A 21,367-nucleotide genomic window follows, 5' to 3' on the forward strand; every position below is an offset into this window, starting at 1 on the left:
TTTAAGACCTTCTTGATATAATTTTTTTACATTTAGCTAAAAAGATAGCCGCCATTAAAGTAACCGGTTGAATACCTAAGTATTCTGCAGCCTTCTTTACATTTAAATTAGACTTAACAAAATCGTAATATAAATTATAATAGGATAATCTACCCTTTGGACTACACTTATAAAATTCAATTTGCTGCTTCATATAATATGCTGTACCTTTAGGACTTCCGGCGAATATCTCCTTCATATTTTGAGTTAAACCATCCTCTAAATAATTACATATATATATTGTTTTATTAAACCATCTTATTTTATAACCTTCATAAGCCATTTTATTCCATACTGTAGCCTCTGTCATAAATTTTTCCCCTTCAAACTCACGAAACTTGTATTTCCTTAATATATCGGTATAAAAAACCTCAGCCTTATCTCCCGTTATATTATATGTATTCCGTTCAAGTGAAGTTGCATCAATATATTTACCTTCAAATGTTGTCCCTACGAGGTCCTCAATACTCCCCCCTTTATTACCCGAAACACCACAAAATAGCTTTTTATCTTCTAGGCTATTTTCCCAACTTACTATACTTTCTAAAGCATCTTCTGTAAGATTGTCATCAGAATCTACTATAAAGAACATTTCACCTTCAGCCAAATCGACAGCCCTGTTAATCGCTCTATGTTTCCCTCCGTTTTTGACTTTATAATACCGTATGGGAAATGGGTTTTTTTCTAGTTTCCACATCTTGAATAATTCCTCTGTATTATCACTTGACCCATCATCAATAACTAGCCATTCAAAATCCGTATATGTTTGTTCTTGTAACGATCTATATAATTTCTCTATGATATAACTCCTGTTGTATGTTGGAGTGAATACTGTTATTCTCATTTAATCCCCTCATTTTTATCCTAACTTTTTCTTTCCATCTATTCACAGTAATCATTTCAGTTAATTATTTGCCTATTTCAAGACTTAACTTCTACAAATGAAAATATATCTTTTAATATTACAAAAAGAAAATCCATTTATACTCCCTCTCGTTTACGTACTAAATCTATTACACTTTATTCTACTTGTTATCTTTAGATATTAATTTTTTCGAGCTATGAAGAAGAAAATGTTTGTTTTCTAGGACTACATTTAACAATAATCTTTTATAAAAATCTCTTATTTAAGGAATTCTTTTGGTAAAGGCACTTGTATCTTTTGATGTTTTTTTTGAAAACCAAAACGAATTTTCTTACGTAACGGCTCTTCATAAAATTGATAAATTACTGCACTTAACAATAAAGAAACTATTAAACAAACCACAAAACTATATGTATTTTCTAACTTCAAGAAATCCAAGTATCGTATCACTATTTGGTGAATCATATAAAATGAGAAACTAATTTCACCTAAGTAAACAAATAGCCTTTGTGATAATAATTTTGAAAATATACCGCATTGAAATGAAAAGGTGAAAATTAACAAGCACCATAGTGGAACAAAATAAACACCACGAACAATTCCTACATCTAATTTTATCGAATACGATAATAAAGCAATGGATAAAAGTAAACATAGTAGTTCTAAAACAGTAAATATGTTTTTGTTAAAGTTTGCTTTATCGGATTTTTCAATATAAATCAATCCCAAAAGTATACCCGTTGAAAATTCGAACAATCTAGTAACCGGAAAAATATGTAATATCCAAATAAAAAATGGATTATCTTCATCCAAGTTTTTATTCAATAGAAATAAAATTATCCATACTACCAAGAATACCAATATGGATGTAATGATGTTCTTTTTAACTTTAAGTTTCATAAATACCCATAGCAGAAAAGGAAACATAACATAAAAGAAAGCTTCAACCGATAATGTCCACGAAACGCCGTTAAAATTGAAATAAGTACCCTGACTAGGTACGAAGCTTTGTATCAATAGCAAATTAATGATTGACATAAAAGCAAGTTTTATAAAATATAAACTATTAGGGTGAAAGTATAAAATAACTAATGGTGCAGAAAGAAGAAAGGTTAATACATGAACTGGATATACTTTAGAAAATCTTGCTTTATAGAATTTTTTGATACTGTGTTTATTTAGCTCTGTAAATTTAGAATGATAGTTATAAGCTAAAATAAAGCCAGATAAAACAAAAAAGAATTGAACGCCCGCTGAACCTAATTGATATTGGCTAAACACACCCATATGAAATAAGAAAACCATTAGCGCAGCAATAAACCTAAATGACGTTAAAGAGTTTAACATATGATTCCCACCTTTCTCATTTCCCCAAAAAATAAATGGTTCGAATTTTCAAACCATTTATTTTCTTTATCAATAAAGTTGCCTCATACAAATATGAGTAAAGGGGATGAAGGTTTAGTTCCTACTTAAATATGAATTGATTAATCTAATGCAGAACCCTTGAGCAAACGGCAATATATTGAACAGTGTGGAATACACCCCTATGTCTTTTGTATCGCCTTGAGAAAAGTCAACTGCCCCATCTTTCCTCGTAACTTTCATTAAATAACTCATAGCCTTTTCTGTGCTATCTAGGCATTCTTTTGATACCTTCTCTATCTTTGAGGCATTTAACATAAACCAGCCTAGCGTAGCTGTAGCGGAAGAGTCGGACCTACTCTCATTTCTAGTTACAGTCCAATTCCAACTACCATTATCTTGTTGAAAGCTCATTGCAGCTTCCGCGAATCTTTTAACACTTTCTTCGAAAGCAAATTTATATTTACTATCTTGTGGCAATTCATTCCACGCATCTATAAGACCTATAGCAAACCAACCAAGTCCTCTTCCCCATCCGTATAATCCAAGAGGAACTTTATTCTCAATCTTGTAAACATGACATGGTAGTGAATGTTTGTCTAACATTCCATATTGCTCATACTCTTTAATTTGTTTCACTGCTAAATCTATACAATCATCTTTGTTAAATTTAGTACCGTAACAAACTAAAAAGGGGCATATAAACCCTATAGTATCTACATATCTGTAGCTTTTCATAAACTTCCTATATTCTACTGTGCCGTCCTCACCTATATGTTCCTTAATCATTTCCCATGTATAATCTAATGCTTTTTTGTATTTGTTTATATCAATATATTCCAACTTCATAATAGCGTAAGCAAGTATAGCTCCGTCTATATGCTTAGGTTTTTCTAACCATTGACCATTACTATCAAATTTCGAATTCAAAAATTTTTCAATCTCAGATTTCATTTCCTTATCATCATTATGTTTTACATACTCAGATAAGCCTAATACTAATGATGCTTCTTGCCAATGTTGTATCGTGCTTTTCGTATAATTCCCTTTCAACATATCTATTACAACTAATCTTGTATTGTCTGTTACTTTTATTTTTGGTGTGTTTAGTAACCACTTAGACCCTTTTTTAGTTATAGTCTCATTCCATATGGATTTATCTTCATATCTCCCCATATGAATTCTCAGTACCCAATCTTTTATTACAGGTACTAAGTCTATGGTAATAACCATTAAAATAATAAAAATTACAATATAGCTCAAAATTTGAAATATCATCTTTATATTGCCCTTTCAACGTGAAAATAATTTAAATACTCATTTAACATATCCAACAGTACTACCTAATTCTTCTGACATTTTAGTACACATGTCTGATGTGATATTCTCACCTATTGTCCAGTTTTTATCATAACGATTTGCTGTCTTTAGATTTAATTTGTGCTTATTGATATAATCCTTTGTTTTCCCTATAATTTTCGCGGGATTTCCTCCAACTATGCACCCTTCAGGAACCGATTTTGTTACTACACTTCCCGCGGCCACAATAGCATTTTTCCCTATTGTAACCCCCGGCATAATTAAAGCCCTTGCCCCTATAAATGCATGGTCTTCTATTTTTACTTTTGCTATTTTTGTATAATCTAAATACCGTTTCGTACTGGCGTCATGTGCAAGGAGATAGACTTGAGGTGCAAATGTAACATTATCACCTATTTCTATTAGCCAACAATGAGCATAGTCAATTGTACTTCCAGCTAATCCACTACAATTTTTCCCTACCTTCATACCTCTTTGCAAACACGCTTCTACCGTTAAATCCTCAAGAGATACCATTCCTAATCTTACCATTAAAGATTTTTTTATCCGATTAAACATAATTGCCTCCAGTGAATGTATTTCATTATTTAACTTATTTTTAAACGCTACACTTAACTGTTCATTAAATTATACAAATGATTCACTTCATCCTCTGTCCCTAATTCTTCTTTCTTGAGATTATCGATAAACTTAATTCTTAATTTTTCTTCTTTTATTAATAACTCAAGATGCTTTGCCACTGACATAGGGTTCATCTCTGCAATTACTCCATTGATATTATTTCTTATATGATTATTAGCTGTCTCAAAATTAGTAATTAATATTGGTTTTGCCAGTATTTTTGCCTCATCTATAGAAATAGATTTACCTTCATATCTGGATGTCTGTATATATATATCTGCTTGCTTTATGTATGGATATGGATTTTCTTTTATACCTAATAAAATTACTCTTTTTTCTAGTTTTTCTTCCCTTATACGTCTTTCAAGTTCTTCTCTTACGTTGCCTTCTCCAATCAAATACCATTTAAGATCGTACCCTTTTTTTACGAGTATATTAAATGCTTCTAAAGAGATATCTAATCCCTTTTCTTTAGCCAATCTTCCTACCGAAATTAATGATATACTTCTATCGTTCTCTTCTTTAAAATCAACTTTCTCTAATGACATTTTCCTTATCATTCTTGAAGAAACTATATTGTGTATACACCCAATTTTCTTTCCATATTCAGGGAAATTATCCCTTAAAATATTAACTAACTCTTCTGATACAGTCACTATATGATCTAGTTTACCAAAATAAAATTTTTCTTTACTATAATCAATCCCTAATTTATTATAATCCGTGTGTATCCATCCAATCTTTTTTTTCGCTTTTACCTTGTCTACACAGAAATATATAGGGTTTTTTTCTTGAAATCCTATCGCTACATCATATTCCTTATTGATTTCATCTATTGATTTCGACATGTATTTCCATATTTTTTGTTCGATTATAGCTCCATTCGTTTCTGTCTTAGCCAGATACCCTAATACTCCTCTAGAAAATGTCGTTTTAAAATCTCCTATTTTCATTAATTCTGTCAAAGACCTTTTTATAGGCATATCAAAATATTTATACTTTATTGGTTCAGGTAATAGAGTGACTTCTTTTGGTAACTTATTTATAAATATTCCTTCATGCTTAAATAAAAATAAATCCACTTTGTATTTAGAATAATCTATAACGCCCAATAAAGAAATTAGGGCTTTTTCAGCCCCACCACAATTTAAATTATTCATTATAAATAATATTTTTTTTTTCATGAACCTCACCCATTATAGAATTTCATATAACTTATATATTTCTTCTTCCGTTCCTAATTTCTCTTTCGAAAGGTTATTTACTAATTTTTTTCTTAATTCTGTATCTTTTATAAGCCTCTCAATTCCTTTTGCAATAGCCTCCGGCTTCATATCTACAATTAATCCATTTATTTCATTGTCAATTTGATCTTTCGCGGTACTAAAATCAGTAACAAGTATAGGCTTATTCAATATTTTCGCCTCATCAATTGCTATAGATTTCCCTTCAAATTTAGATGTCTGTGCATAAATATCTGCTTGTTTTATATACGGATAAGGATTAGATTTTAATCCTAACAATTTGAAATTGTTTTCTAATTTATTTGCTTTTATCAAATTAGTCAGTCGTTCTCTTTCCTCGCCCTCTCCTATAATATTCCACTTTACTTTATACCCTTTATCTATTAGTTTCTTACAGGATTCTATAGCCATTTCAAAGCCTTTTTGGTAGTGCAGCCTACCTACTGAAAGTATAATAATTTCATTATCTTTCTTAGTATAAACATCCTTATTTTCCTGGTTAGCCATTTTATGTATCATTGTCGGTGATACAATATTATAAATAACGCTTATCTCATCTTTTTGATTAGGAAATCTGTTTTTTAGAATATTGGCACACTCTTCCGATACTGTAACTATATTGTTTAGCTTTCTGAAGTACAAAGCATCAAAGTTCGAATCCATCCCTAATTTATTATAGTCAATATGTACCCATCCTATTTTCTTATGTGCTTTCACCTTATCTACACAAAAATATGTAGCGGTTTTTTCTAAAAACCCTATAGTAGCATCATACTGTTTCTCAATTTCATTTAAAGACTTAGCGATATATTTCCAGCTGTATTGTTCCTTTATCGATGTATTTTTTCCTGCTCTATTCTTTATGGTGAACATACATCTATTATAGGCTAGCGATATTTCTCCTTTTAATAAAAACGTTTTGACCGATTTAAACAAAGGTAAAGTAAACGTCTTATATGTTTCTGGTATAGGTAAAATTTGTACATCTTTTGGTACAAATTCCATAAATATACCTTCATGGTTAAACAAAAATAAATCTACATTATATAACTGATAATCTATTTGAGATAATAAGTTTACTAGACTCTTTTCTCCACCACCAGCAGATAGACTAGGCATAACAAATAATAAATTTTTTTTCATAATATACCTCGATTTACTTAGCTAATTCTTGTAAGTATTCTACCGCTTTATATGACATTTTTTTAATATTAGGCATAGTTTGCTCTAGTTTGCTCTTCAATTGATCTTCTTCTCTTACCATCTCATCGAATTTAGCTTTTAATTTATTACTATTAGATATTTCTTCTATATTTAAGACTAATTTCTCTTCTCCAAATAAGTCTTTAGCTATTCCCTTCGATTTTATACTGTATCCCAATACCATAGTTGGAACACAATTTGAGTAAGCCGCTATCGTGGCATGTGTTCTAGCTCCTATAAAGAATCGCATCCTAGCTATATACCCTTTATATTGTATTGCATTTAAATTGTTTGGTAATATAATTACCCTACCTGTATTTTTAAATTCCTCATAATATGTATACAGAACTTCATAATCGTTATTCCCATCCTGCATAACATGCGGTGTGAGAGCAATTGTTGAATCTGTAGTATCTAGTATATGGTTAATTAAATCTCTTACTGCAACTTGTGAATCCTTGTTTCTATTCCATACAAGTGGACTAAAATTAAGACCTATTGTATTGCCATCTTGCCATCCTTTAGGTAATTCCAACTCTTCTTTCTCCATGGTAAATGCAGGATCTGCACACAATTTAACGTTATTAAGTCCCTTGTTTTTCAACATATTATAGGTAAGAGTTTCACGAGCTAATATTAAATCAAACTGTTTTAAGTCTCCTAACTTTCTCTCAGACATATCCTCTTCACCTATAGAACATCCCCATAACACTAACTTCTTTCCTGCTGCTTTTACTTTTTTATTTATTTCATACAATGCAGGCTGTTCCCCGTAACAATAATTATCTCCACCTATAGATAAACATACATCCATATTCTTTATATGTTTAATTATATTATCTTCCATTTTAGCTATTGCATAAGATTCATCATTAAACAATTTTACTTTAAGTAAAGCCATCCACCAATCGTATGAGTACTTCGCTATATTCTTAGTAGAACCATCATATATTCCATCTAACTTTGTTATAATCTTATCTGTTTCAGGCTTACTTGATACCAAATATATCTTTGTTTCATCTACCTTTTCTTTTATGATATTAGTAGAGGAACGAACAATAGCCTCACATCCCCTATTAAGACTTCCACCATGGGCAAACATCATAATTTTCATACTTAAACTCCCTCACTATTATTTATTTCTGAATCTACTGTAAGCTGTAACGCAATACAGCCCAACAGTTGATTGTCTCTTTATTAAATTTATTATTAACCGCTCATATCTTCCTAGCTTGTTATAAATTTCACTATAATATATAGGTAGTGCCTCTCTCACATGTTTATTTCGTATCATACTTTTTACGTATTTATACCGCTTATTGAAACTTACATCTTTAGATGGTGTAAAATAAACATGTATATAGGACATTACACTATTAATAAACTTTATTGACCTTAATTTACTTATTCTTACTCTATCAATTTTATCAGTATATATTTGGGGTAATTCCATAGTATATACTTCTACAGCCCTCTGAAAATAATCTTTTTCGGATATGTTTCTGGTAGCACTACCAGCTACCTCCTTGTAATGGTAACCTACATAATCTACATATTTCATACGAGTTGCACCACTAAAGAATGCAACGTTAAACATTCCATCTTCCCCCAATGCAATTCCGCTTGGGAATTTAACGTTATTTTCTTTAATTAAATTATTTCTATAGATCTTATTTACAACAGTATTTAAATTATCTGCCTTAAGGAAATAAGGTAATACTTCTTGCTCTATATAATCTTTTTCAAGAACAATATCTATAGGAAATGGATATGTTGTAATTACCTTATGCCCTTCCGTCTCGCCCTTAAAATTTGATATAACTACATCACAATTACTTTGTTTTACTGAGTTATATAGTGTTTCATACATATCCTTTTCTATACAATCATCAGCATCAACAAATCCCACATATTCTCCAGCGGCTAAATGTAAGCCCTTATTTCTTGCAATACTTACACCTTGATTTACTTGATTTATAAGTATTATCCTGTCATCTACTTGTTTATATCCCTCAATGATTTCTCTGCTATCGTCTATCGAGCCATCATTAATAAATATAAACTCACACTCTTGGAGTGTCTGATTTAAAAGTGACTCTATGCACCGAGTGATATATTTCCCTGCATTATAAACTGGTATTATTACACTTACTTTTTGGCTCATGCCTAAATCACACCTTTACGAGAAATCTCTTACGCTATCATCATAAATACACCTTTATTGTTGTCTCCTATACTTGATGTATTGATTGTTTAGGCGCCTATAAAGTGAAACTTTAATTAGTTGAACGAATCGGGCTTTTACGGGCAGTTGATCCCCCACCTAACTCCTTTGTTTTCGCCGAACTTTGAGGTGGAGGTCTTACTACCCGTTAATGCGGGATAATTTTATATAGCTTATTCAACTCAGCGTTATTACTGTAATCTCTATCTCGCAAATTATTAATTAATGTTTTCCTTAGTTCATCATCTCTATATAAATTTTCGATGCCTTCGACTAACCCCTCTACACTTGAATCACATATAATGCCCTCAATTCCATCATCCAATTGGCTGGCTGCAGTAGGATAATTAGTTATCAATATAGGCTTTTCAAGGATTTTAGCTTCCGTAACCGTAACTGCCTTTCCCTCATATCTGGACGGTTGAACGTATAAATCACATAACTTCATATACGGATATGGGTTAGTTTGTTTGCCTAATAGTATAAAACTGTCTTCTAACTGTTGTTCCTTTATCAATTCCTTAAGATTAGATTCATCCGATCCGTATCCTATGACATACCATTTTATATTGTTTAACCCCTTATTATGTAATGCTTTAAGGGCTTTTATAGCAACATCAAACCCTTTCGCATATGACAACCTTCCAACCGATAAAATATTAAAAGCACTGTTACTTTGTTTATTAAAACTTACAGTATCTTCAGCCATCTTCTGAATAAATTTGGGTGAAGTAATATTTTCTATTTGTAAAATTTTATCTTTTAGCGATGGATATACAGTTAAAAACGCTTTTGTGCATTCATCTGATATAGATGCTATGTAATCAAATTTATTCCACATAGCAAAGTCAATTTTATTATCAATTTCTAGTGTGCTATAATCTGTGTGAATCCAAGCTATCTTCTTATCAGCACTTACAGTATCAGCTAAAGGATTATGTGGCCATGCGTAACTAATCGCAAAGTCATACTTTTTTTTCTGTTTAGGCAAAAAATATGCTGCATACTTTGACACAAGCTGCATCTGAATATATCCCGAACCTTCCTTTAACTGTCTTTTTTTCGATATTCTCCCTGCCATATACTTACTTATTATTCTTGTGATTCCTGCCCCAAAATATCCTTCACGTATACATTGCACAATTGACTTCCTAAAGACGGTATATCCACCTATCTGTGGTAGTACGTTAACTTTATTAGGTACTAAATTTAAGAACTCTCCAGTATGATTAAATATCAATAAATCTATGTTGTATGTATCATAGTCGAAGCTTTCCAGCATATTAATTAAGCTTCTTTCTACTCCACCAATTTCCATATCATAGATAGAGATTAAAACATTTTTTTTCATACGCTTCCTCACGTTCATGTTTTGTTTTGATGTAAGTAAATGAAAGCAATCGCAGTATATGAATTCATATGGAATAAACTTTTTATTAGCTGCTTAAACTAGTGCGATCAATACACATATTCTCTCTTTTATTCACAAATAACGTATTAGAAGGAATATGCCCTTTTACAACGCTTCCGGCGGCTATTACGGTATTATCACCTATAACAGTATCCTTCAATATAACTACATTAGAACCAATCCAAACATTCTTCCCTATCTTTACCTCACCTTTTACCAGATGGCTATCTGCAGGGTTTTTATAATTATGATCGTGGTCATTAATACTCACATTTGGCCCTATTTTTGTACTTCTTCCAATCGATATTCTATTTACACAGTTGATATTACAGTTATCATTAATAAATACTTTTTCTTCTATATCTAATACTCCGTCAAAATCCAGTCTAATGCTGGCATTCTTTCTTACAAATACAAACTTTCCAATATTGACTTTTGAACGCTTATTGAAAATCTCAATCTTGCTATTTGCTTGAAGAAAAAAGATTGAACACTTTATATTACGAAAATATATTACCTTATAGAAGGCACCTCTTAATGCACCAATTACATGCGAAATATTCATTAGTATAGTAAAGTACAGTCCTCTATTACGGCTTTCTGCAACTATCGTTTGAACTATTTTCTTGAATACCTTAATCATGTGTATTCTCCTTAAAAGCTTCTTTTCCCATCACATATTTTCTTAGCCTAGCAATGTTATTTCCACCTATGATTTTCGCTAAAATCAATTTTATATTACTCTTGATTCTTACTTTAAGAGGCAACCAACTTTTATAAAAATGATGCATTGCATATGTATTTTCAGTTATAAATTTTCTGCAATTGATATAATCATATGGGGAAAAATAAGTTTGTGGATAAAAAGCTCCCATACCGCTTATTTCTTGATATTCTCCATTTAATTTCAATCCTGCATTTTTTAGTATATTAGTTACAACCGCCACATTGGTTAAATCATCATGTTTTCCATCCTCTTTGATGAATCCTTTTCCTTCATATGAATCCAAAAACATTTTGATCAGCTTATTTCCTTTCATAGCTCCTATAGTACTTGTCGCTATGTAATTTTCTTGTTCAAATCCCCAAAATGAATCATGATGGAGCATATTATCAAAAGGTTTGAATACCTCTACATCGGTATCTAAATAAATACCTCCAAACTTATAAAGAACATATACCCTTACATAATCACTTACAAATGCAAATTTTTTCGAATCATAGGCTTCTTTGACATATAAGTTACATTCTATGTCAAAATTATTTTCATTCCACTCAATAATTTCATATTCTGGGAGGTTCTTCTTCCAGCTATCTATGCATTTTTGTACAATCTCAGGTTTCTCTCTACCACCAAACCAACAATAATGTATGGTTGATGGAATTTTCCTCACGTTCTCCAATTGATACACGCTCCCCCCGATATGCTTAAATTTATACTTAGAAGTAGTGTTACTGAAAAATCTATAAAGATAGATATTTACTTGTATAAATGATACCTAAACTTATTACACTCTCGTAAAAATAATAAATGAGATAACACAATAAAAGTCCGTAATATACGAAATTCCTATCCTTTTTAGAAAATAATACAACAATCCATGAAATTAAAATTAATTGATATAAACTGAAATAAATGGTGAATCTTGCAAATATCCAATTTTGCGTTGAAATAATCATGAACACTAAACCAATTAAAGACATGTTTACAATGTAATCACTTTTCGGAAAGACTTCTCTTAATTTTTCTCTTCCAAGATATGCAAGAACTATTGGTACAGCACTAACTGCAACACGTAATACATTTGCTCCTCCCTCTGCAAAGTCCTTGTAGTGTCCATACTGAGTTGATTCTAATGCCGAGAACAAAGCTGATGAGAATTGGTTAAACCCAATTACTATAATGACCGAGAAGAACAGCAATACGTACGTATCCCATGCCCAAGCCTTTCTCCTAACCAAAAAATAAATTGGGATTAAAACAAGCGCTGACTTATGAATCATAGCTGCTAAAAGTACAACTAAAATATATTTTTTCCAATTTCCATTAAAAATATATTTTGTGGCCAGAAAGACAATAGATGCTGCTAAAAACTGCCTGATTCCATTCATGGATACTAAATACATTCCACCTGTAATATATACAAATAAGGCTAATTCAAGCATCCGGGAGTATTTATAAAGAGTTATTACAATTAATACATTTGTCACTAAGGCGACAAAAAATACCATTATCTGCGGATCTTTTGAGAAGTGTTGCAGAAACATCTGTAAAAGATCAAACCCAAAATCCCCTGAGAAATCAATATTGCTCCAACTGAATTCATTGTGGGCATAGGAATACATGTAAAAATAAGTATCACCAATATTATTTCTAAGTCCCGATACAATAACAAGCGATGCCATTGCCAAGAAACTAAGCATTTTATTTGGTTGAACTGGAACGATCCCATTGCTCATGCTCTTTGCAGAATATCTTGAAAAAAAAGATAAAATGTAAACTACAAAAAGGTTTATCCATAATATAGTCATTCCATAACTCCTTCCACACAGCAAACAAGCAAGTAACTTAGACATGCAAAAGCACTGAAGAAAATAGATATATTTACACATAAATATATTAACAGATTCATTAGCCAATTATTGCAAGCTTACACAACAATTACCGGTATACCTTCAGCTTCTTAATGGCGCTTCGAAACGGTTTTATTACTTGTATTCTGTATATAAAGATAGAGAAGAATCCCGAAAGGTATCGCCAGGAAAGTAGTACCCTTACATGGTGATTCTTTAAGAAAAGCATAATTTCTAATCATCAGATTACTAGATACATAATGTATGGATTCTCGAAATCTCTCCTTAAAAGAAGGAGCATACTGCATAGCAACCTTTCTGAAGAATAAAAACCCACGCGGATTTTTCTTATATTGTTTAATCATGTTCATACTCGAACCATCATCTAAATATTCCACATGGCATAAGACTTCATTCATAATAAGTAAAGGACATTGTTGATCAATTAAAATATACTTATAACTGAGCGGACAGTACTTTTCTCCTGAAAATATAGGATATGGCAAAGAATTTCTTGTCAATTCCGAACGATAAACTAGTTTCTTATCGCCTCTGACCCCATGAAGACCATACAAACCTGACAGTGTGGAAGATTTAATATTAGATGGCATTTTAGTTCCAATGATTTCTCCATTCTGTTTCGCATCCAACCCGACTATTCCAGCACACTTCTTACTTCCATGTGCCTTCCAAAATGAAGCAATCTTTTCAACAGCATCTTCAGCCATATAATCATCCGAGTCTATACACACATTTAATTCTGTATCAATTAATTCATAAGCGGTATTGTGTGCTCCATGCATACCTTGATTTTCTTGGTAATGATAACGAATGGGAACGACATCTTCTACAATCCAAGTATCAATAAGTTCCTTTGTGTTATCATTAGAGCCATCATCAATAATTAACCAAATAAAATCTTTACATTTTTGCCTCTTTAAACTTTCATAACATAAATGAAGGGTATATGCACGATTATATGTAGGCGTAAAAACGGTTAAGAGTGGCGTCATTGCAAACCCTCCTGCATCAAATTTTTATTATTTATAGGCATGTGCATAATAGTAATCTGTCAACCAGTTTGCCATAGTAGCCGTATCATAGCCACTATTTTGCATTACATTTGTTGTATCCTCATGCTCCAATGATGAGGAAAGAATATAATCTGCCCATAATTCCGTTGAACTCTTTAAGCTCATAAATTTCATTCGGTCAGTCAAGTTAGACTCACTAGTAATTGCATCAGACACCACACAATTTAAACCTGCAGCCTGTGCTTCCACTAGTACAACTGGCAAGCCTTCAAAAAGCGAAGGAAAAAGAAAAATATCAAATCCTTGCATCAATTGCGGGATATCGGTTCTAGTTCCTAGAAATCTGACTTTAGAAGACAACCCTAAGTCAGCGACTTTTTTTTCAATGCTTGCACGTAGGGTACCCTCTCCTATGAGAGTCAGTATGGATTCTGGGTTCTTTTTATGTACAGCATGGAAAATATCTATTAAGAATTCATGATTCTTTTGCTTATTAAATCTTCCTACATGCCCTATAACTAACGTATTATCATTTGCCCCAATTTCTTCTCTTACTTTATTTCTTTTACTTTCATTATATTTAAATTCTTCAACATTCACTGCGTTATTTAGAACCGTTACTTCATTAGAATTTGTCTGTTTCTTTCCAAACAACCATTCTCCTGCTTTTTTCGAACATGCAAAATATGCAGTCGGATTGTCTTTCATCATAAATCTTGCATATAGTCGAAAAGGAAGTTTTATATCAATACCTAAATCACTTAAATGACTATGCGCAATACGGCATGGAACACCTGCATTTTTCGCTGCTCTTAATACAAAACTACTGTTCTCATTGATATGGGAATGTACTACTTTATATTCAGGATTAGTAGCAAAGAACTCTTTGAGTAATTTAAAATAACGGCGATAATTTCCAGGTCGTATCTGTGGCATTCGATAAATCTTCCCGCCAAGCTTCATTATTTCATCATCATAATGTCCCTTATCTGTTCTATGTACCATAAAATCAAATTGAATCTTACTACGATCTATTCTTCGATAATAATTCATCAACATAGTTTCAAGCCCGCCGCGATTCATGACGGTAACTACTTGAAGTATACGAATAGGTTTCAAGAGTACCACTCCTATCTCATCATCTTTCTGAGTGAATCTATTGCCACTAACATAAAATAATACCCTGCGGTAAACCTATATTTTACGCAAAAGTAAAACGCCTTCCAAACAATAGGGAAGTGATTCATCTCTAATTGTTTAAAAGAACGCCTTATCCGATTATCATTTAGTATTTTACTTAATCTGTTAAATTTCGTTAATGGAGATATGCGATTACTTTTACTCATTGTATTTAAGCCAAGTCCGAGCGTATTAAGACAAATACGATTATTTAAGGCTAATCGAAAATTTCCTGATAGCTGCTTATCTTCTAAAAATTGCTCGATTATGTCATAAAGGTTAAACCATTGGTTCATCAATTCCGGTTTGTAATTAGACGTGACGGAAGCTGCATTTGTCTTCCAGTAATGATAAAAAGACTTATTTAAAAAAACAAATTTATCAACATAATAAAATGTCTGTATATTAAATAATGAGTCCTCATTTGTACCAATAAAACTTAAATCCACAAACTGAATCGCGTTTTCTTTAATAACCTCAGAGCGATAAAGCTTTGACCAAACAGTTCCCCAAGCATCTAAGAATTCTGGATTTCCTATTTCTTCATTTATAGGACCGATTAAACGTCTCATTACGTTTTCTTTAATTTCTTCGCCTTCATAACAAACTTTTTCAGGAAGATCAAATTTCTTCTCTTTTGAATGACTTCCAAATTCACGAGTATATGTACACATAACAACGTCTGCCTTACCTTGAACTGCTTCCCGATACAAGGTTTCATACATGTCCATGTCTATCCAATCATCCGGATCAACAAACCCAATATATTCTCCACTCGCGGTTTGAATACCTGCATTTCTTGCTGAAGAAACACCACCGTTTTCTTTTTCAATCACTATAATTCTTTTATCTTTCTTTGCGTACTCATTAAGTATACCTGCACTCTTATCTGTTGAGCCATCGTTTACCATAATGATTTCGATATCTTCAAGTGTTTGTGATGTTAGGCTGTTTAAACACCTTCCTAATAAAGTTTCAACATTATAGACAGGAACTATTATACTGATTTTCGGTTTCATCTGTTTCCTCCAGAATGTATTTCCCATAAATAGAACTCAATTCAGATTCAACTTGAATAATCGAATATTTATGCATTTTCTTTTTGCTTTCAATACCCATTTTTACAAGTAAGTCTTTTGATTTGTTCATCTCTAGTACTCTTAAACCAAACATTTGAGCATCTTGATTGGAAATGATATAGCCATTTACTTTATCTTCTACAAGTTCCAAATGTCCTCTGTTCTCACTTGCAATTATCGGTAACCCACAAGCCATGGCCTCCATAATATTAACCGGCAGACCTTCGCGAAGACTCGATGCAACCGCAATATCGCAGACGGATAAAATTTTCGAGATATCATTCCGATAACCAAGAAAGTCCACCATTTCAAATACGCCAATTTGCTTAGCCAAATCTTTACAATCCTCTAGTGAGGGACCGTTTCCAGCCAATAGAAGCCTTGCGTTTGGGACACTATCCTTTATTAAAGCCAATGATCGAATCAAAAATTGTTGATTTTTATTTTTATTAAACTCAGCCGCATAGAACATCAAGAAATCGGTGGGCTTATATCCCATCTCACTCCTCAGACAAAGCTTTTGAATCTCATCAGCTGGTTTAAAGTATTCTGTGTCTACTCCCACTCCGTGTACTTGTTCAATTTCAACTGCTTTGAAACGCCGCTGAACAGCCAGATCATAATCCTCTTGATTTATTGTGATCAGACAGTCTGTGTAATTTGCCATTACTTTTTCAATAGGATAATATAATAACCAATTTATTAGCGGGGCACCTTTACAAAAGTGGAATCCGTGAGCAGTATATAAAACCTTTGTTCCATATTTTCTAGCATTTCTTGCTGCCAAACGTGTAAGGGCTCCCCCCATTGGTGTATGGCAATGAATAATTTTATATCCATTTTTATCAATGATAGCTTTCAACTCTTTATAAGCCTTAATGTTCTTGAGCTGCAAAGGGGATCTTTGAATAGAAAGTTCATACTTCTTATCCACGTATGGAAGGTCCATGTTGCCGGCAGCAGCAACATGAACTTCCCATCCCTGTTCTTTAAACCATTTCATATACGGCAAGTGAAATGCTTTAAAATGAATATCTACTGTTGCACAGAACAATACTTTATTTCCCACATATATCACCCTACACTCGTTATAATCTGTCTAACCAGCCTGTAACCTGTACATACTTCATTTTTCTAAATAGTAAAATACGTATCTAAACGCACGTATTCAAATCGACATTCACACTATATTTTGCGAAGCTATACGGTTATTTGCCAATGCCAATACCTGTTCTCTCAATTCTAATTTCTCAAGATTAGGGTATGTTTGAATAATTTCTTCAATTTCTTTTATATAAAGATTTGATGTTTTACCTATGTAAATTTTAGGATGGATTTGTTGCTCATGCACTTCTTCCTTTTTCAGCAATTCTTCAAAAAGCTTCTCTCCAGGTCTCATTCCAGTGAACTTTATTTGTATCTCATCTAATGAATGTCCTGATAATGTAATTAAGTTTTTCGCAAGATCCACTATTTTGACAGGATCACCCATATCCAAAATGAATATCTCCCCACCTTTAGCTAATGCCCCAGCCTGTATTACAAGTTTAGATGCTTCTGGAATTGTCATAAAGTAACGAATCATTTTTGGATCAGTGACAGTCACTGGTCCCCCTTGCTTAATTTGCTTTTTGAACAATGGTATAACACTACCACGGCTTCCTAATACATTTCCAAATCGTACAGCCACAAATTTCGTACTACTTGTTTTGTCTAAGTTTTGGATTACCATTTCAGCAAGCCTTTTTGTCGCTCCCATTACACTCGTAGGATTCACAGCTTTATCTGTAGAAATCATTACAAACGTCTCAACTCCATGCCAACTTGCTGCTGTTGCTACATTTGTTGTCCCGATCAAATTATTTTTTATCGCTTCTTCAGGATTACGTTCCATTAAGGGTACATGCTTATGTGCAGCAGCATGATAAACAACTTGAGGATGATATTGACTCATGACTGACATCATTTTCATATCATCCTGCACATCAGCAATTTCTGTAGTAAAGATAATATCGGTGTCACTGTATAGCTCTTTTAATTCCATTTCAATGGAATAGATACTATTTTCACCATGACCTAATAAAATCAATTGTTTTGGGTTAAAATGTGCGATTTGACGACAAATTTCAGACCCAATTGAGCCACCTGCACCAGTTACTAAAATAACTTTATTAGTTATAAAATCTGAAATACTTTCAATATCTAATTCAACCGGCTCACGCCCTAATAAATCTTCTACCTGAACATCACGAAATTCATTTACTGAAACCTTTCCAGTCACTAAATCCTCTAACATCGGAAGAATTTGTGTTTTCATTTTTGTCTTAGAACACTCTTGGAAAATCATATTTAATTCTTTCTTACTAAGTGAAGGAATTGCTATTATGATACTGTCGATGCCTAATTTCTGAACAGTAGATTCAATGCGATTCACTCCCCCGACCACTGGTATTCCAAGTATATCCAGTCCGTGTTTCTTTATATTGTCATCAATAAAAGCAACTGGTAGTAATTCTGTTTCATTATTATTCAACAACTGCCGTACAACCATTGTACCTGCAGAACCTGCACCAATAATTAGCGTTCGTTTTTTATTGTCACCCTTTTGGATATAAGCATCTCGGAACATTCGCCATAAAAAACGTGATCCTCCGATCAATAAAACATGGATCATCCAAGTAACAACAAGTAGACGGAAATAAATATCATGGAGTAATATTTTTTGTACTACTGCTGTTGTGATAATAGAAAGTGTAACTGCTTTCAAAATAATGAGTAGTTCGCCTATACTTGCATACTCCCATGCTTTTTTATATAGCTTATAAATAAAAGAAAAAATATGATGGCTAAGAAGCAAGGTCATCGCACTTGCTACAATAGGCAATGTTATAACGTGGAAATCAGCACTTACTAAAAAGCGACTAAAGAAAATCGTGGTTAATACAATTAAGGAATCTACTAAAATTAATAGAAACAATCTTTGATGATACGTCATAATAGGCCCCTCTCTCAATTTTTTGTAACTAATATTTTTATCTATATATCTAACTAAAGATTTAAGGAAGGAAATAAATGACTAACTAATATAAAGTTCCTGTCTACAAGATCCTTCAAAAAGACTTTCTAGACAGAAACTTCAAATAAACACGGGCATTTAACCCTCCCTCACATCACGCTCTTGACGACTAACGTCTAAGGTGTTTTAACCCACAGCATAATCGAGTGCCTCCATTGATAGCGGTAAGGAGACATCACCGTACCATATACTTTTTTTATAGGTGACCTTTCATTCTCTACCGAAGAATGTCCTTCCTCCTTACCCTATGAGCTAAAAAGTACTGTATGAGCATCGCCCGCATAACTGATTTGAATAAATCTCTTATACCTTTTTATTCAAAATAGCCCCTAGAAACCTACTGTTGCTTAAACCTAACACTCTTTCTGCTTCAACTACCGCTTCACTAGCAGTTTGATTGCAACTTAATACCAACAATACGCCATCACACTGACTAGCTAGTATACTCGTGTCTGTTACTTCCAAAAGAGGTGAAGAGTCAAATAAAATAACGTCATATTGTTCTATTACTTTGTTAATTAAATCTTGCATGGATGGTAAGCTAAGCAGCTCAGCTGGATTATTAACTTCAGAACCACTTGTTAAAACATGTACATTTTTGATTTCCGTCTGAATTACCGCCTTCTCTAGCGTTGCTTTTCCCTCTAGGATATTTGTTAATCCCGATCTATTTTCTATTCCAAAAATTTTATGTAGTTCTGAAGTTCTTAAATCCGCATCAATGACTAAGACCCTTTCATCCTGCTGAGCCATAGAAACCGCCAAATTTGCCACAGTAATGGTTTTCCCTTCCCCATATCCAGGAGAAGTAATTATTATAGTTCTTTTTTTATCTGCTTCAGATACAAACTGAAGATTAGTACGAATTGTTCGATATTCCTCAGCAACCTTCGAATTTGGAGCTGTATGCGCAATTAAATTACTATTATCAAGAGGACGACTTTGTTTTTTATTAAGAATCAAATGTTTTTCCTCCTACCATTACACTTTCTTTCTTACTGTTTTTATCTACTATATTATTTTTTTTCATTTGGGAAACACTTCCTAAAACAGGGATCGGTAGTAACTTTTCAATATCACGTTCCGATTTAATTGTTTCATCAAGGGAATCCAATAAGAAAACGATCCCTATACTCAATATAAATGCGGCAGCCATGGCCAGCTCTATCGTACCTGCATGATTTAAGTTTATTGGCGAAGGGTTTCCTTGTGCGTTTGCTTCTGTTAAAATACGAACACTTCCGAAATTCATAACAGATTTTGCTTCTTCTTTATAAACATTTGCTGTAACATTAGCAATTTGGGCAGCCTGCACTGGATTAGTATCTATAGCTGTTATAGTGACAATCTGTGATTCTTCCACCTTCCCAACACTTATCTGTCCGCTTAATGCGCCTGCTGATTTTTTCAAATTTAGTTGCTGCGCTACTTTTTCTAAAACAACAGGTTCTTTAATCATCACTTTAAGTGTACCCATTGCTTCAGGATTTGCCGGAATAAGGATCCTTGCGGAAGATGAATATAAAGGCGTTTTCATAAAAAAACTGTATATCCCACCAACTAATCCGGCCAATATTGTGATTACTGCCATAATCCAAAATCTTCTTTTTATAATATTAAACAAGCTTTTTAAATTTATTTCCTTCTCCATACTTCCCCTCCACTATTATTTAATTGATTAAAAATGAAGTTAAATATATATTGAACAACATCATTTAATTTACATCTGAATATATTTACAAATCACCATCCGAATATACATATTTCCACTTGTTCAAAGATGTACAAAATCACTCCTAATTTTCATTACAATGACTGACCCTAAAGCATGAATAAATCCTCAAAAATTCCTTTATAGTGTTACACTATTTCATGTAACACTATAAAGGAATTAGTGTTAGTATCCTCCACATAGAACATTGCACAGTCTTTTAAACAAAGCCTTACTCTGTAAGGTTTTAACTATATACCTATGTATATTTACTTTTCATAGTCAGGGGAAATCAATCAAAATTATACATATTTATCCTAGCGTTAACACGTATATTTAAATTAATATTTATATATTTAAATTAATATTTATATATTCAATGTAATTTAATGCAAGATAAGAAAATTGAACTTTTCAAGTAT

Annotated in this window: 19 protein-coding genes; all 19 read right to left on the bottom strand. The window is 32.5% G+C overall.

Annotation, left to right across the window (positions count from 1 at the left end; genetic code table 11):
- Position 1: 1 nt before the first annotated feature.
- On the bottom strand, positions 2 to 883 hold the full coding sequence (locus NSQ40_RS26710) for a glycosyltransferase family 2 protein (RefSeq protein WP_003202156.1): 882 nt from the start codon (positions 881 to 883) through the stop codon (positions 2 to 4).
- Positions 884 to 1,162: 279 nt separating this feature from the next.
- Positions 1,163 to 2,251 carry an acyltransferase family protein gene (locus tag NSQ40_RS26715; RefSeq protein WP_018781212.1) on the bottom strand — a complete coding sequence of 363 codons (1,089 nt, stop codon included), beginning with the start codon at positions 2,249 to 2,251 and terminating at the stop codon, positions 1,163 to 1,165.
- 114 nt (positions 2,252 to 2,365) lie between these two features.
- On the bottom strand, positions 2,366 to 3,547 hold the full coding sequence (locus NSQ40_RS26720; RefSeq protein WP_258248366.1) for a glycoside hydrolase family 88 protein: 1,182 nt from the start codon (positions 3,545 to 3,547) through the stop codon (positions 2,366 to 2,368).
- A gap of 39 nt (positions 3,548 to 3,586) precedes the next feature.
- On the bottom strand, positions 3,587 to 4,147 hold the full coding sequence (locus NSQ40_RS26725) for an acyltransferase (protein ID WP_258248367.1): 561 nt from the start codon (positions 4,145 to 4,147) through the stop codon (positions 3,587 to 3,589).
- Between the two features lie 53 nt (positions 4,148 to 4,200).
- Complete coding sequence (locus tag NSQ40_RS26730) at positions 4,201 to 5,394, bottom strand: glycosyltransferase (protein WP_003209162.1); 1,194 nt, start codon at positions 5,392 to 5,394, stop codon at positions 4,201 to 4,203.
- A 12-nt stretch (positions 5,395 to 5,406) separates the two neighbouring features.
- A complete protein-coding gene (locus tag NSQ40_RS26735) occupies positions 5,407 to 6,597 on the bottom strand; it encodes a glycosyltransferase (RefSeq protein ID WP_033797514.1) in 1,191 nt (396 codons plus the stop codon).
- Positions 6,598 to 6,610: 13 nt separating this feature from the next.
- Positions 6,611 to 7,771 (bottom strand): polysaccharide pyruvyl transferase family protein, encoded by a 1,161-nt coding sequence (locus tag NSQ40_RS26740; protein WP_003202141.1) that lies wholly within the window; start codon positions 7,769 to 7,771, stop codon positions 6,611 to 6,613.
- Positions 7,772 to 7,789: 18 nt separating this feature from the next.
- The gene (locus tag NSQ40_RS26745; RefSeq protein WP_003202137.1) at positions 7,790 to 8,821 is read right to left on the bottom strand and encodes a glycosyltransferase; all 1,032 of its coding nucleotides are present in this window, start codon (positions 8,819 to 8,821) and stop codon (positions 7,790 to 7,792) included.
- 208 nt (positions 8,822 to 9,029) lie between these two features.
- A complete protein-coding gene (locus NSQ40_RS26750; RefSeq protein WP_033796570.1) occupies positions 9,030 to 10,232 on the bottom strand; it encodes a glycosyltransferase in 1,203 nt (400 codons plus the stop codon).
- Positions 10,233 to 10,317: 85 nt separating this feature from the next.
- Positions 10,318 to 10,935, bottom strand: coding sequence for an acyltransferase (locus NSQ40_RS26755; protein WP_018764959.1), 618 nt, complete (start codon positions 10,933 to 10,935; stop codon positions 10,318 to 10,320).
- The gene (locus NSQ40_RS26760) at positions 10,928 to 11,695 is read right to left on the bottom strand and encodes a glycosyltransferase family 32 protein (RefSeq protein WP_033797516.1); all 768 of its coding nucleotides are present in this window, start codon (positions 11,693 to 11,695) and stop codon (positions 10,928 to 10,930) included. Before NSQ40_RS26760 ends, NSQ40_RS26755 begins: the two co-directional genes overlap by 8 nt.
- A gap of 61 nt (positions 11,696 to 11,756) precedes the next feature.
- Positions 11,757 to 12,824, bottom strand: coding sequence for an EpsG family protein (locus tag NSQ40_RS26765; RefSeq protein WP_033796569.1), 1,068 nt, complete (start codon positions 12,822 to 12,824; stop codon positions 11,757 to 11,759).
- 152 nt (positions 12,825 to 12,976) lie between these two features.
- Positions 12,977 to 13,879: a glycosyltransferase family 2 protein gene (locus NSQ40_RS26770; RefSeq protein ID WP_003202126.1), complete on the bottom strand. Its 903-nt coding sequence runs from the start codon at positions 13,877 to 13,879 to the stop codon at positions 12,977 to 12,979.
- Positions 13,880 to 13,906: 27 nt separating this feature from the next.
- Positions 13,907 to 15,019 (bottom strand): glycosyltransferase family 1 protein, encoded by a 1,113-nt coding sequence (locus NSQ40_RS26775; RefSeq protein WP_033796568.1) that lies wholly within the window; start codon positions 15,017 to 15,019, stop codon positions 13,907 to 13,909.
- 11 nt (positions 15,020 to 15,030) lie between these two features.
- Positions 15,031 to 16,098 carry a glycosyltransferase gene (locus NSQ40_RS26780; protein ID WP_033797518.1) on the bottom strand — a complete coding sequence of 356 codons (1,068 nt, stop codon included), beginning with the start codon at positions 16,096 to 16,098 and terminating at the stop codon, positions 15,031 to 15,033.
- On the bottom strand, positions 16,061 to 17,227 hold the full coding sequence (locus NSQ40_RS26785; RefSeq protein WP_033796566.1) for a glycosyltransferase family 4 protein: 1,167 nt from the start codon (positions 17,225 to 17,227) through the stop codon (positions 16,061 to 16,063). Before NSQ40_RS26785 ends, NSQ40_RS26780 begins: the two co-directional genes overlap by 38 nt.
- A 111-nt stretch (positions 17,228 to 17,338) precedes the next feature.
- Positions 17,339 to 19,153, bottom strand: a complete 1,815-nt coding sequence (locus NSQ40_RS26790) for a polysaccharide biosynthesis protein (RefSeq protein WP_003202117.1) — start codon at positions 19,151 to 19,153, stop codon at positions 17,339 to 17,341.
- A gap of 384 nt (positions 19,154 to 19,537) precedes the next feature.
- Positions 19,538 to 20,197: a CpsD/CapB family tyrosine-protein kinase gene (locus tag NSQ40_RS26795; protein ID WP_016112647.1), complete on the bottom strand. Its 660-nt coding sequence runs from the start codon at positions 20,195 to 20,197 to the stop codon at positions 19,538 to 19,540.
- Positions 20,187 to 20,885, bottom strand: a complete 699-nt coding sequence (locus tag NSQ40_RS26800; protein ID WP_003202114.1) for a YveK family protein — start codon at positions 20,883 to 20,885, stop codon at positions 20,187 to 20,189. The genes NSQ40_RS26795 and NSQ40_RS26800 overlap by 11 nt, the downstream gene beginning before the upstream one ends.
- Between the last annotated feature and the right edge of the window lie 482 nt (positions 20,886 to 21,367).

This window comes from Bacillus sp. FSL K6-6038 (assembly GCF_038050455.1).
In the GTDB taxonomy this organism is placed as follows: Bacteria; Bacillota; Bacilli; order Bacillales; family Bacillaceae_G; genus Bacillus_A; species Bacillus_A pseudomycoides.